Source organism: Hwangdonia lutea (assembly GCF_032814565.1).
Taxonomy (GTDB): Bacteria; Bacteroidota; Bacteroidia; order Flavobacteriales; family Flavobacteriaceae; genus Hwangdonia; species Hwangdonia lutea.
On record NZ_CP136521.1, the window covers coordinates 1,410,203 to 1,423,402 of the forward strand.

The 13,200-nt window shown below is 36.4% G+C and carries 12 protein-coding genes; 7 read left to right on the plus strand and 5 right to left on the minus strand.

The features are described from left to right. Window positions 1-14 precede the first annotated feature (14 nt). Window positions 15-791, minus strand: a complete 777-nt coding sequence (locus RNZ46_RS06055) for a TerB family tellurite resistance protein (protein WP_316984484.1) — start codon at window positions 789-791, stop codon at window positions 15-17. A 281-nt stretch (window positions 792-1,072) separates the two neighbouring features. Here RNZ46_RS06055 and RNZ46_RS06060 point away from each other — a divergent pair, with 281 nt between their 5' ends. From RNZ46_RS06060 to RNZ46_RS06070, 3 genes are all read left to right on the plus strand, one after another. Next, window positions 1,073-1,483, plus strand: coding sequence for a BrxA/BrxB family bacilliredoxin (locus RNZ46_RS06060; protein ID WP_316984485.1), 411 nt, complete (start codon window positions 1,073-1,075; stop codon window positions 1,481-1,483). Between the two features lie 147 nt (window positions 1,484-1,630). After that, a complete protein-coding gene (locus RNZ46_RS06065; protein ID WP_316984486.1) occupies window positions 1,631-3,748 on the plus strand; it encodes a Tex family protein in 2,118 nt (705 codons plus the stop codon). 107 nt (window positions 3,749-3,855) lie between these two features. Further along, window positions 3,856-4,725, plus strand: a complete 870-nt coding sequence (locus RNZ46_RS06070; RefSeq protein ID WP_316984487.1) for a DMT family transporter — start codon at window positions 3,856-3,858, stop codon at window positions 4,723-4,725. Window positions 4,726-4,872: 147 nt separating this feature from the next. On the opposite strand, the gene RNZ46_RS06075 is transcribed toward RNZ46_RS06070, so the two are convergent. Continuing rightward, window positions 4,873-5,304 carry a TerB family tellurite resistance protein gene (locus tag RNZ46_RS06075; RefSeq protein WP_316984488.1) on the minus strand — a complete coding sequence of 144 codons (432 nt, stop codon included), beginning with the start codon at window positions 5,302-5,304 and terminating at the stop codon, window positions 4,873-4,875. 428 nt (window positions 5,305-5,732) lie between these two features. Here RNZ46_RS06075 and RNZ46_RS06080 point away from each other — a divergent pair, with 428 nt between their 5' ends. Both RNZ46_RS06080 and RNZ46_RS06085 read left to right on the plus strand, forming a co-directional pair. After that, the gene (locus RNZ46_RS06080; RefSeq protein WP_316984489.1) at window positions 5,733-6,203 is read left to right on the plus strand and encodes an Lrp/AsnC ligand binding domain-containing protein; all 471 of its coding nucleotides are present in this window, start codon (window positions 5,733-5,735) and stop codon (window positions 6,201-6,203) included. 91 nt (window positions 6,204-6,294) lie between these two features. Further along, the gene (locus RNZ46_RS06085; RefSeq protein WP_316984490.1) at window positions 6,295-6,837 is read left to right on the plus strand and encodes a DUF3575 domain-containing protein; all 543 of its coding nucleotides are present in this window, start codon (window positions 6,295-6,297) and stop codon (window positions 6,835-6,837) included. A gap of 84 nt (window positions 6,838-6,921) precedes the next feature. Here RNZ46_RS06085 and RNZ46_RS06090 read toward each other — a convergent pair whose 3' ends face one another. Further along, window positions 6,922-8,463 carry a glycine--tRNA ligase gene (locus RNZ46_RS06090; RefSeq protein WP_316984491.1) on the minus strand — a complete coding sequence of 514 codons (1,542 nt, stop codon included), beginning with the start codon at window positions 8,461-8,463 and terminating at the stop codon, window positions 6,922-6,924. 333 nt (window positions 8,464-8,796) lie between these two features. Between RNZ46_RS06090 and RNZ46_RS06095 the strand changes: the two genes are divergently transcribed. Together RNZ46_RS06095 and RNZ46_RS06100 are read left to right on the plus strand one after the other, a co-directional pair. Then, window positions 8,797-9,474, plus strand: a complete 678-nt coding sequence (locus RNZ46_RS06095) for a ComF family protein (RefSeq protein WP_316984492.1) — start codon at window positions 8,797-8,799, stop codon at window positions 9,472-9,474. A gap of 60 nt (window positions 9,475-9,534) precedes the next feature. Further along, on the plus strand, window positions 9,535-11,145 hold the full coding sequence (locus RNZ46_RS06100) for an Ig-like domain-containing domain (protein ID WP_316984493.1): 1,611 nt from the start codon (window positions 9,535-9,537) through the stop codon (window positions 11,143-11,145). On the opposite strand, the gene RNZ46_RS06105 is transcribed toward RNZ46_RS06100, so the two are convergent. Together RNZ46_RS06105 and RNZ46_RS06110 are read right to left on the minus strand one after the other, a co-directional pair. Further along, entirely contained in the window at window positions 11,132-11,911 is a 780-nt protein-coding gene (locus RNZ46_RS06105) for an amidohydrolase (RefSeq protein ID WP_316984494.1), read from the minus strand. The genes RNZ46_RS06100 and RNZ46_RS06105 overlap by 14 nt on opposite strands. 116 nt (window positions 11,912-12,027) lie before the next feature. After that, window positions 12,028-13,170, minus strand: coding sequence for a methionine aminotransferase (locus RNZ46_RS06110; RefSeq protein ID WP_316984495.1), 1,143 nt, complete (start codon window positions 13,168-13,170; stop codon window positions 12,028-12,030). Window positions 13,171-13,200 lie beyond the last annotated feature (30 nt).

Genomic DNA, 13,200 nt, shown 5'->3' on the forward strand with positions numbered 1-13,200 from the left:
TTTTTTTTGATTTGTTAAAACCCACGCTCCTTTTGTAACTGCTCGTAAGCCATTTGCACTTGCCTGAATTTTTCTTCGGCGCCTTTTTGGTGTTCTTTACCTAAATGGATGACTTTATCGGGATGGTATTTTTTTGCCATTTTTCGATAGGCTCTTTTTATCTCGTCGTCGGTCGCACTTTTATCAATCTCCAATATTTTATAAGCGTTGTCGCTACTGTTGTAAAACATGGCCTTGATACTCTCGTAATCGCGCGCGCTAACCCCCAAATACCCCGCAATGGTATAAATTTGTTTTACCTCATTATCGGTTACAAAACCATCGGCTTTGGCAATGCCAAACAAAAAATGGATAAGCTGTAAACGCGATGGATGATCCATCATTTGTTTTATTTGTAAACATACTGGCCGTAACGAAATGTTTTGTTTGCTTATGTTTTTAAACAATTTAAAAGCATGATTTGCGCGTTCTTTGCCGTACATGTTTAAAAATTGCTGACGCACAAAATCCAATTCGCGCTGGTCTTGTTTTCCATCGGCCTTTATAACTACCGAGGCTAAAATCAACAAGCTTACTTCAAAATCGCCCGATTGTGTTTGTGGGCGTTGTCTGGGTTGTGTTCTATAAGTTGATCTTCTGCGGCTTTTGGTTTCTCTTTCTCCTAAAAGCGGATTGCCACTACCGTTTGCCATGGAGTCTATTAGGCTCCCTATTGCTAATCCGATTATGGCCCCAATTGGCCCACCAAACGACCAGCCCAAAGCTCCACCTATCCATTTTGAAAAACTCATGTTGTTTTCTTGTTTTTATTATGGTTCAAATATACTATTGTTAGTTGAACTTTATAGGGTTTTGTTACATTTCGATGGTGTCTGTTTTGAGCAAAGTTGAAATGCCCAATGCAAACCCCTGCGTTAAGGATAGAAGCGGCATCCTTTTGCTTTTTTGCAAAAGATATAGCGGATAGCCTGACCTTATAACGCTATAAGCGTTTTAAGGGAACGCCCTAACCTTAATTACACGTTTTTTGATTAACTTTGCAGCATAATTATTAATAATAAAAAATTAAGATATGTATCCAGCAGAATTAGTAAAACCAATGCGCGAAGATTTAACCAATGTTGGTTTTGAAGAGTTACAAACTGCCGAGGCTGTTGATGCTGCTTTAGCAAAGGAAGGAACGACTTTAGTGGTTGTAAATTCGGTTTGCGGTTGTGCAGCGGCCAATGCGCGCCCAGGGGCGAGAATGAGTTTACAAAACGCCAAACGACCAGACCATATAACCACTGTTTTTGCAGGTGTTGATAAGGAAGCTGTTGATAAGGCTCGAGAATATATGATTCCGTTTCCTCCAAGTTCACCATGTGTGGCCTTGTTTAAAGATGGCGAATTGGTGCACATGTTAGAGCGCCACCACATTGAAGGCAGACCAGCAGAATTAATTGCAGAAAACTTGGTTGACGCCTATAATACGCATTGTTAAAATTTAGATTTCTTTTAATTGGGCTAAAAAGATGCCTAAAGAATAAAATGAAATTAGACCTGTTATGTTAAAACATGACAGGTTTTTTTAGTTAAATTAAGTTTGAAATCACTTAGATTTGATTAAACTTTAATTTTTTGAAAGCCCATGATAAAATATATCATCCAACAAACGAAGCTTCCGAAACAAGGTGTGAAAAACACCATTGCATTGCTTAATGAAGATTGTACCATTCCGTTTATTTCGCGCTACCGAAAAGAACGAACCGGAAATTTAGATGAACTTCAAATTGGAGATATTGTAAAGTACAAAGATCTATTTGAAGCTTTAAAAAAAAGAAAGCTTGCCATTTTAAAAGCACTTGAAGAACAAGCGGTTTTAACGGATGAATTAAAGCAAAAGATAGAATCGACCCAAGATGTAACAGCGCTCGAAGATTTATACTTGCCTTATAAAAAAAGCCGAAAAACAAAAGCTGAAAAAGCGCGACAAAACGGCTTGGAACCACTCGCAAAAATTATTATGTCTCAAAATGCAAACGATTTGGAATCCATTGCATTGAGATATGTAAAAGGTGATGTTAAATCAGTTGAAGACGCTTTGGAAGGTGCTCGCCATATTATTGCAGAATGGATTAACGAGCGTACCGATATCCGGAATAATATCCGTCATCAGCTCGAGCGATTTGCTATGATTTCCACGAAAGTGATAAAAACAAAAGCAAGTGAAGAGCAGGCTCAAAAGTTTAAAGATTACTTTGATTGGGAAGAAAATTTAAGCAGAATTCCATCACATCGTCTATTAGCTATTTTAAGGGCAGAAAAAGAAGGATTTGTTCGCGTAAAAATAAATATAGATGACGATCGCGCTTTAAATTATATTGAAAGACGCCTTATTAAAAGCCATAACGCTTGCGCGGAACACATACAAACGGCCATTCAAGATGCTTACAAACGCTTGTTGTTTCCATCGTTAAGTAATGAAGCGCTGCAAAAAGCCAAGGAAAAAGCCGATGAATCGGCCATTGGCGTATTCGCTAAAAACCTAAAACAATTGTTATTGGGTGCGCCATTGGGCGAAAAACGGGTTTTGGCTATCGACCCTGGATTTAGAACCGGTTGTAAACTGGTATGCTTAGATGCACAAGGACAATTAAAATACAACGAAACCATTTATCCGCATCCGCCAAAAAACGATGGTATTGGCGCCATGCAAAAAATAAGTTCATTGGCCGATGCCTATAAAATTGAAGCTATTGCGATTGGCAACGGAACGGCATCTCGTGAAACTGAAGCGTTGATTAGAAAAATAAGGTTTAAAAACGATATTCAAGTTTTTGTGGTTAATGAAGCTGGCGCGAGTATTTACTCGGCATCAAAAATTGCTCGGGAGGAATTCCCCAATTACGATGTTACGGTACGTGGCAGTGTTTCCATTGGGCGGCGTTTGCAAGACCCACTTGCGGAATTGGTAAAAATTGATGCCAAGTCTATTGGCGTGGGGCAATATCAGCACGATGTCGATCAAACAAAACTTCAAAAATCATTAGATATGGTTGTTGAAAACTGCGTAAATTCGGTTGGGGTAAACATCAATACGGCCAGCAAACCATTATTGAGTTATGTGTCGGGAATTGGTCCCAAACTTGCCGAAAATATTTTTAATTACCGAAACGAAAACGGATCTTTTACCTCAAGAAACGACATTAAAAAGGTGCCGCGTTTGGGCGCAAAGGCTTTTGAGCAAGGTGCTGCTTTTTTGAGAATTAAAGGAGCCAAAAATCCGTTAGACGATTCTGCCGTACACCCTGAAAGTTACGGCATCGTAAAAAAAATGGCAAAAGATTTGGGTAAAAACGTTACCGATTTAATAGGGAATTCTGAGCTGCTTAAAAACATAGATTTAAAAACATACTGCACAGATTCGGTGGGATTGCCAACGCTTAAAGACATTGTTAAAGAACTTGAAAAACCAGGTTTGGATATTCGCGAACAAGCCAAGGTATTCACTTTTAATGAGAATATAAAAACGATTAACGATTTGCGCGAAGGACAATTGCTTCCAGGAATCGTCAATAACATCACTAATTTTGGATGCTTTGTAGATGTTGGCATTAAAGAAAGTGGCCTTATTCATGTTTCAAATCTATCCGATACGTTTGTAAAAGATGTGAATGAACATGTTGCGCTGCACCAACAAATTATTGTAAAGGTTTTAGAGGTTGATGTGCCGCGAAAGCGTATTCAATTAAAGCTGCATAAATAACAAAAACAGGATAATAAACTATCATAAATTGCCAATTTAGTCTTATGTAAACTAGCTGCCGTCAACTACTTTTGCCGATTTATTTTTAGTCACTAATTCAATTCAAAATGAAAAGGGCAAGAATCGCACTCGTTATTGGAATATTTTGTATTTCGATATTCCCTATTTTGGTTAAACTTAACCTAACGCCAGGAGTTATTTCGGCATTTTACCGCATGTTGTTTTCGTTGTTGTTACTTTTACCTTATGTATTAATAACGCGACAACTTAAAATCCCTGATTATAAAACGGGGTTATTGGCCGTTTTATGTGGCGTTATTTTTGGTAGCGATGTGGCCGTTTGGAATGTTGCCATACAAGAATCTACGGCAACTCAAGCCTCGTTATTAACTAATTTATCGCCTGTTTGGGTGGGTGTTTTGGCTTTAATATTTTTAAAGGACAAGCCAAGAACCAATTTTTGGATAGGCACTGTAATTGCCGTTTTTGGCATGATTTTGCTAGTGGGTTTTTCGGTGTTTAGAAATTTAGACTTCGATTTGGCCTTCACTTTCGGTGTGCTTTCCGGGGTTTTATATGCCTTTTACATGCTGATTAGCAAAGAGGTTTTAAAAAGTATGGACGTTATCACGTTTATGACGATAAGTCTAGCCGCTTCTTCTTTACATTTAGCGGTGGTAAGTTATGCCATTAACGAACCTTTTTCAGGATTTTCAGATGCCGGTTGGTTGGTGTTGGTTATTCAAGCCGTTGTTTGCCAGCTTTTGGCTTGGCTTCTTATTAGTTACGCCACTAAGCACATGCGGGCCACAAGGGTTTCGGTAAGTTTGCTGGGTCAAGGTATTTTAGCATCAGCTTTAGCGTGGTTGTTTATTGATGAAACCATTACGCTAAACATGGTTTTGGGCGGTATAATTTTATTAATAGGCATTGGTGTTACTTTTATCGAAAAACAACTCATCTCTTTTAAAAAGTAAAGCGGTGTTGTTTTTAAAAACTGAACATAAAAATGACAGGTTTTTAAACGTTGCTGTTTCCGCGAAAGGGTACGATTCTTAATTTATTCAAATAAAAAATGCGAACTTTAAGAAGTTCGCATTTTTTATGTTTCGTACCAAAAAAAACTATCTGTTCATGTTTTTCATTTCATCTTTAAAGGTGTCCAAATCAACACCATTGCTTACCAAAGTCAAAGCTTTATCAACAATATACTTGACGTTTTCGGGATGAAAACCCAAGCCCACACTAATTTTACCCAACAAAATCTCTTCGTGGTCGCCTTTTATATGGTCGACATAAACCATACGTGCCAAATCGTACAATCGCTCTAATCGTCTGTCGTAAGACATCGGCGGATTTATGGGATGCGATTTATAGTCTTTTAAAATTTGGTTATAATCGCCCTCACTAATACTTAAATTACGCGCTAATCTATCTAAAAAGGCTTTTTCTCCATCAGAAATCACACCATCATCCATGGCAATACGCACAATAGCTGCAAAATGGTTTTTATTGCGCTTTTTAAACCCACTATCAAATAAATCTGAAAACGACATATATTTTTGTTTTAAAGGTCATGCAAACCTACATATTTTTTTTAATATTCTAAACCGAAACGTTTATTTTTTTGGATGTTAGCACAACCGTTCGGCTGCGCTGAGAGTAGGCAGTCAATACAGTATAAAACAATCATTTAAAAGTCTCAAAGGTTTTAAATTCCTTTATTCATTAGTTTTTGCTCAATATGCTTCAATACATTAATAAAGTTCTGTTGCAATGAACTTAATCGAACGTTAAACACAACGTTAACAGATTTTTCGGATAAGTTTAACTCATTATTGTAATTTACTAATAAGACTTTTTCACAAAAGTATGATTTCAATTTAAAACCAAATGTTTACTTTTATGTTTTAAAATCAAACAAAATAATACGATTCCCTCTAGATAGTCATCGGGATTCAATGACAAACAAAACAAATTAGTAATGAAAGTTATAAACCAAAACATACATATTGATGGTATCGATAAAAAGATACTTCGTGCTTTAATGGGAGATGCACGAACCCCAATTCTAGAAATTGCCCGTAACGTGGGTATTTCTGGAGCGGCTATTCATCAACGGTTACGCAAACTGGAAAAATCGGGGTTAATCTCTGGGTCTAAATTCATTATCAACCCCAAGGTTTTGGGTTACACCACTATGGCTTTTATTGGTATTTATTTAGATAAAGCCATGAGCAATCCCGAGGCTGTTAAACAACTAAAAAAAATTCCTGAGGTTTTAGAGTGCCATTACACCACGGGCAACTGGAGTGTTTTTATAAAAATACTGTGCAAAGACAACGAACATTTAATGCATTTGCTCAACAAAGAAATTCAATCGATTTCTGGGGTGTCGCGTACCGAAACATTTATTTCGCTGGATCAACAGATTGATAGACAGATTAGTATATAAAAAAATGTATTTAACCCTCGTTCTATTGTAAGATATTTTTTATTCTTGGTATCATTTTTCTATTATTGTCATTTAATTTAAAATCAATCTTATGAAAAAACTACTGCTATTTCCTCTTGTTGCGCTTTTCTTTTATTCAACATCTTTTTCCCAAAACGAAACACAAAATGAAACGGATAACAGTGCTAGCACACAAAACTTTAATGAAATTAAATTAAACGGTTTGTTTTTAATAATAGGTGCATTGGATGTTACCTACGAACGCACTCTTAATGAAGAATCTGGAGTAGGAATTTCAATTTTACTCCCTATTGATAATAATGTAAGTGATGATATTAAATATATGATATCGCCATATTACCGTTTTTATTTTGGCGAAAAATATGCCGGCGGTTTTTTTCTTGAGGGCTTCGGAATGCTAAATTCTACAAATAGAGAAATTAATTTTTCTAACGACACTTATGATTTCAGAACAGATTTTGCTTTAGGTATTGGCTTAGGCGGAAAGTGGATTACTAAAAGTGGTTTTATTGGTGAGTTGAGTTTTGGAGTTGGTAGAAATCTTTTTAATAATAAGAATACCGATTACGAAATTATTGGTAAAGGTGGCATTTCTATTGGTTACAGATTTTAGACCTTAAAAAATAATCCCAAACACAATGTTTGGGATTTGAAATTTATTTTTTTTCATTTAAAATTCCTGATAAAACAGGAGGTTTTACATTTTCATCAACCAAGAACGCACATCAACCTCTTGCTTGATAATTTTACGTAAATCTTCAATTTTAACGCGTTGCTGCTCCATGGTATCGCGGTGGCGAATGGTAACCATGTTATCTTCTAAAGTGTCGTGATCAACAGTGATGCAGAATGGTGTTCCGTTGGCATCTTGACGCCTGTAACGTTTTCCAACAGCATCCTTTTCATCGTAAAACACATTAAAATCCCATTTTAAATCGTTTACAATTTGTTTAGCGATTTCTGGCAAACCATCTTTTTTAACCAAAGGAAAAATGGCGGCTTTAACCGGTGCTAAAACACTTGGCAATTTTAAAACGGTTCGTGTAGTGCCGTTTTCAAGTTCTTCTTCTTGTAACGAATTTGAGAATACGGCCAAAAACATACGGTCTAAACCAATGGATGTTTCTAAGACATACGGTGTGTAACTGGCGTTTTCTTCGTGGTCGAAATACTGTAATTTTTTACCTGAAAATTCTTCGTGGGCTTTTAAATCAAAATCGGTGCGCGAATGGATACCTTCCAATTCTTTAAACCCAAAAGGAAACTTAAACTCGATATCGGCTGCTGCATCAGCATAATGCGCTAATTTTTCGTGGTCGTGAAAACGGTAATTTTCTTCGCCCATGCCTAAGGATAAATGCCATTTTAATCGGGCTTCCTTCCAATGCTCGTACCACTCTTTTTGCGTGCCTGGTTTTATAAAAAACTGCATTTCCATTTGCTCGAACTCGCGCATTCTGAAAATAAATTGACGTGCTACAATTTCGTTTCTAAAGGCTTTTCCGGTTTGGGCGATACCAAACGGAATTTTCATGCGTCCCGTTTTTTGTACGTTCAAAAAGTTCACAAAAATACCTTGTGCCGTTTCGGGTCGTAAATATAAATCCATCGCAGTATCAGCCGATGCGCCTAACTTGGTACCGAACATTAAATTAAACTGCTTTACTTCAGTCCAATTTTTACTGCCGGTTAACGGATCGGCAATTTCCAACTCTTCAATAAGTAATTTAACATCGGCTAAATCTTCGTTATCCAAAGATTTTGCCATCCGCGAAAGCGTTGTGTCTATTTTTTCTTGATAGCCTAAAACACGTTTGTTGGTAGTAACAAATTCGTCTTTATTAAAGGCATCACCAAAACGTTTTGCCGCTTTAGCTACTTCTTTATCGATTTTAGCTTCAATTTTAGCACAATAGTCTTCAATTAAAACATCGGCACGATAGCGTTTTTTAGAATCTTTATTGTCAATTAAGGGGTCGTTAAAAGCATCAACGTGCCCCGAGGCTTTCCAAATGGTTGGATGCATAAATATGGCGGAGTCAATGCCCACAATATTATCGTTCATTTGCACCATGGCCTTCCACCAATAGTCGCGTATATTTTTCTTTAACTCTGCGCCGTTTTGTGCATAGTCATAAACAGCACTTAATCCATCGTAGATTTCACTACTCTGGAACACGTAACCATACTCCTTCGCATGAGAGATTACTTTCTTAAATTGATCGTCTTGATTTGCCATGATGCAAAAATATGAAACCACTTTAAACTAACAGAGTTCTTTAGTGAAAAATAAGGTGGGTTTTATTACTTTTTTCAACAAAACTTACAATACATCAATTACTAGTTTTACTTATATTTGATATTATGTTATTATTTTCTATTGGAATTGCGCTTTTATCAGTTTATATTTTTCTATGTTATTTTTTTGAATGGGAACACTCAAAAAAACGTGGACAAAAAGGCATACCTTACTCTAAATTTGATAAAACATTAGGGATTTTAATCTCTATATTCGTATTCTTATGTTCAATCTATCTTTTTGTACATTCTTTCTAATTTTTTTTTATCACAAATGATTGAATCTGTTATCAATTTATTCTTCCCCAAAGTATGCTATGCGTGTCTTAATTTATTAGACGACAACGCCGATACGATTTGCATTGATTGTCGGCACGATTTGCCCGTTACCAATTTTCATTTTGATGATAATGATGCAGTAAAAAAGGTACTTTACGGACGTGCAAAAGTTGAAAACGGCACCGCCCTTTTTAGGTTTGAAAAAAAAGGATTGGTACAACAACTCATTCACGGATTAAAGTATAGGGGTTATGATAATATTGGGTATTTCTTAGGCAACTGGCTTGGAGGCGAATTAAAAACCGTTGCACAGTACAACGCCATAGACCTGGTAATTCCCGTACCACTTCATAAAAACAAGCTAAAAAAAAGAGGTTTTAATCAAGTGGCAAAATTTGGTCAACAAATAGCAAAGGCTTTAAACACCGATTATAGAGACGATGTGTTGGTTAAAATCACCAATACCAAATCGCAAACTACAAAAGGGCGCATTTCCCGTTGGATGAATACAGATGAATTATTTGCTTTAAAAAACATGGCGGCCATTGATAATAAACACATTTTATTGGTTGATGATATTATTACCACAGGTGCCACAATGGAAGCTTGCATATTGGTTTTAAAGCAAGTTGAAACCGTTAAAATCAGTATCGCAACCATGGCAATAGCTTGATAAGTTTAAACGTTATGTTTCTAAAATTTATGTAGGTTTGTAAAAATTTAAAATGAGTCGATGAGCAAGACCCTTTCTAACTTTATTTTTATCGCATTAATAAGCTTAATTTTTATTAATTGTGCCAATAGGGGCACCCCAAGTGGTGGACCAAAAGACGACACGCCTCCGAGTATTGAAAAATCTACGCCCGAAAATTTTTCGACTAATTTTAAAGGCAACGAAATCAAGATTGTTTTCGACGAATACATTAAGATAAAAGACTTGCAAAAGCAATTGATTATCTCGCCTCCTATGACATACCAACCCGATATAACACCGCTTGGTAATGCGAGTAAAGAGATAAAAATTAGAATAAACGATACGCTGCCACCGAATACAACCTACGCCTTTAACTTTGGGAATAGTATTACCGACAACAACGAAGGCAACCCATTCCCCTATTACCGATATGTGTTTTCAACGGGCGATTATATAGATTCGTTAACCGTAAAGGGGCAAATTGTTGATGCGTTTAAAAGAGAACCCGAAACCTTTGTATCGGTGGGTTTATACGAAGTAGATTCTACCTTTAACGATTCCATTGTTTACAAAGAAGCGCCAAAATATATTACCAACACCCTCGATAGTGTTACCACGTTTTCGATTGAAAACATTAAAGCTGGGAAATATATGCTTATAGCCTTAAAAGATGCTAATAACGATAATAAATTTCAGCAAAAAACAGATCAAATCGCTTTTCATGAAAACTTTATTGAAGTGCCCAACGATTCGCTTTACACCTTAAAACTATTTTCCGAACAACTCGATTTTAAAGCCGCAAGACCACGTTTAATAGCAGGTGAAAAAATTGCTTTTGGGTACGAGGGCGATTATAAAGACATGAAAATAAAGATAACTTCTGAAACGCCTGAAGATTTTTCACATCGTATTTCTAAAGATGAAAAAACCGACACGCTTTACTATTGGTACAAACCCAGATTAGAGGTGGACTCGTTGTTGTTTAATGTGTCGCACCCTACTTTTGAAAAAGATTTTACCGTACGCATTAGCGAGCAAAAAAGAGATTCTTTGATATTTAAAGCACAACCGACCGGGAATATAGGTTACGAAGATGCTTTTAAGATTTTTGCCAACATTCCTTTTACAGATTTTGATGCTTCAAAAATGCGTATTTTAGATCGAGATTCTACAAATGTTGATTTTACAACCCAATACGATTCCATTACAAATACTTATAATTTCGACTTTAACAAAACCGAAGACAACAACTATAACATTCAAATATTACCCGAAGCTTTTACCGATTTTTTCGATAATAGAAATGATACTTTAAACTACGCTGTAAAAACTAAAAAAGCCTCGGATTTTGGATCGGTAAGATTTACATTGGCAAATGCAAAATACCCTATTATTTTTCAGTTAACCAACGCCAATGGCGAAGTTAAATACGAAAAATACGTAACCAAACCCGAGCCTTTGGATTTCTTAACCTTAGACTCTGGAAAGTATTTTATTAGAGTGATTTTTGATACCAATGGCAACGGGAAATATGATCCCGGTAATTACCTTAAAAAAATTCAGCCGGAGCGTGTAAGCCATTTTGAAATGGACGATGAAGTTCGGTCGGATTGGAGTTTTGTACAGACTTTAAATTTTATTGAAGAGTAAACGCGTCTTTATCATCTAAAAACTTAAATTTATTTCTGTATTTGGATATGTGGTTTTTTTCCAATGTCACGATTTCGGTCTGTTCTTTACTGGGTTTAAATGAAGTCATTACATTTCCTAAAACATCATAAACCGCTGAATGTCCCGAATACTCACTATCCACACCATCAATCCCAACGCGGTTTACACCAATGCAATAACTCATATTCTCAATGGCGCGCGCTTTTAATAAGGCATCCCAAGCTGAAACCCTGGGCTTTGGCCAATTGGCAACGTAAATTAATACATCATAATCCTCAGTGTTTCTCGCCCAAACGGGAAAGCGTAAATCGTAACAAATTAACGGACAAATGTTCCAACCTTTATAACTGACGATAACTTTCTCTTGTCCAGCGGCAAACACTTTATCTTCACCAACCAAAGTAAAGGTATGTCGTTTGTTATAAATAATTATTTTTCCGGAAGGCTCAACAAACAACAAGCGGTTAAAATATTGGTTGTCTTCAGAAATAATAAGGCTTCCAACCATAGCTGCATTGTACTTTGAAGCGGTATTTTTCATCCACTCTACCGTTTTACCTTGCATGGTTTCGGCAACAGCCTTGGCATTCATGGTAAACCCTGTGGTAAACATTTCGGGCAATATAATCACATCAACTTGCTCAGAAATATGTTTTATTTTTTTAGAAAAATTATTTCGATTTTGCTCTGGGTTTTCCCAAACTAAATCTGATTGAATTATTGCTATTTTGAGTTGATTGTTCATGTATTAAAAGTATTGATTTTATCATTCTGTGCAAAACGCAACTTAATTGTTGCCACTAATTCACGAATGTTTGAGGGTGTTCCAAAAATATATTCGTGAATTCGTGGCAAACTAAATCAAACGTGGTTCAAAATATCCGCGGCACGTTTTAAAGTGTCATCTTTTTTGGCAAAACAAAACCGAAGCATTTTACTTTCAATTTTGGTATCATAAAACACCGAAATAGGTATCGATGCCAATTTGTTTTCAATAGTCAGCCGTTTTGCGAAATCGACATCGTTTTCATTAGTAATTTCAGAATAATCCAAAAGCTGAAAATACGTGCCTTTTGATGGCGTAAACTTAAACCGCGAATCTTTTATCAAACTTAAAACCAGGTCTCTTTTTTGTTGGTAAAATACCGATAGTTCCAAATAATGATTTTCATTTTCCAAATATTCGGCCAATGCCTTTTGCATGGGATGATTAACGCTAAATACATTAAACTGATGCACTTTTCTAAACTCGCTCATCAACGTTTTTGGAGCACAACAATAACCCGTTTTCCAGCCGGTATTATGGAAGGTTTTACCAAAAGAAGCGACGATAAAGCTTCTGGATTTTAAGTCTGGAAACAAGCATACGCTTTGGTGTTTTTTGCCATCAAAAACCATATGCTCGTAAACCTCGTCACTCAATACAATAATATCGGTTTCCTTGGTTATTTGTTGCAATTGAAGCATGTCAGCTTCAGAAAAAATGGTACCGATAGGGTTTTGTGGCGTATTGATAATCATCATTTTAGTACGACTATTAATTTTCGCTTTTACCACATTCCAATCCACTTTAAAATCGGGAGATGCCAAAGCAATCGAAACTGTTTTTCCTCCATTTAATGCAATGGCGGGTTGGTAACAATCGTACGCCGGCCTAAAAATAATAACCTCATCATTTGGTTTAATAAATGCTGAAATAACACTAAAAATAGCTTGGGTTGCGCCTGCGGTAATGGTGAGCTCTTGTTCCGGATGATAACTTGTATTGTACAACAAATCGAACTTTTTTGCAATCGCCTCACGCAACCCTAAATCTCCGGGCATGGGCGCATATTGGTTGTGTCCGTTTTTCATAGCGGAAGTAACCAAATCGATAAGGTTTGCATCCATTTTGAAATCGGGGAAACCTTGCGCTAAATTTATCGCGCGATGCTTTTTAGCCAAAGTTGCCATAACCGTAAAAATAGTGGTGCCAACATCCGGCAATTTAGAGATATGTTGCATTTTTTAATTATTATTAGCAGTAAATTTACA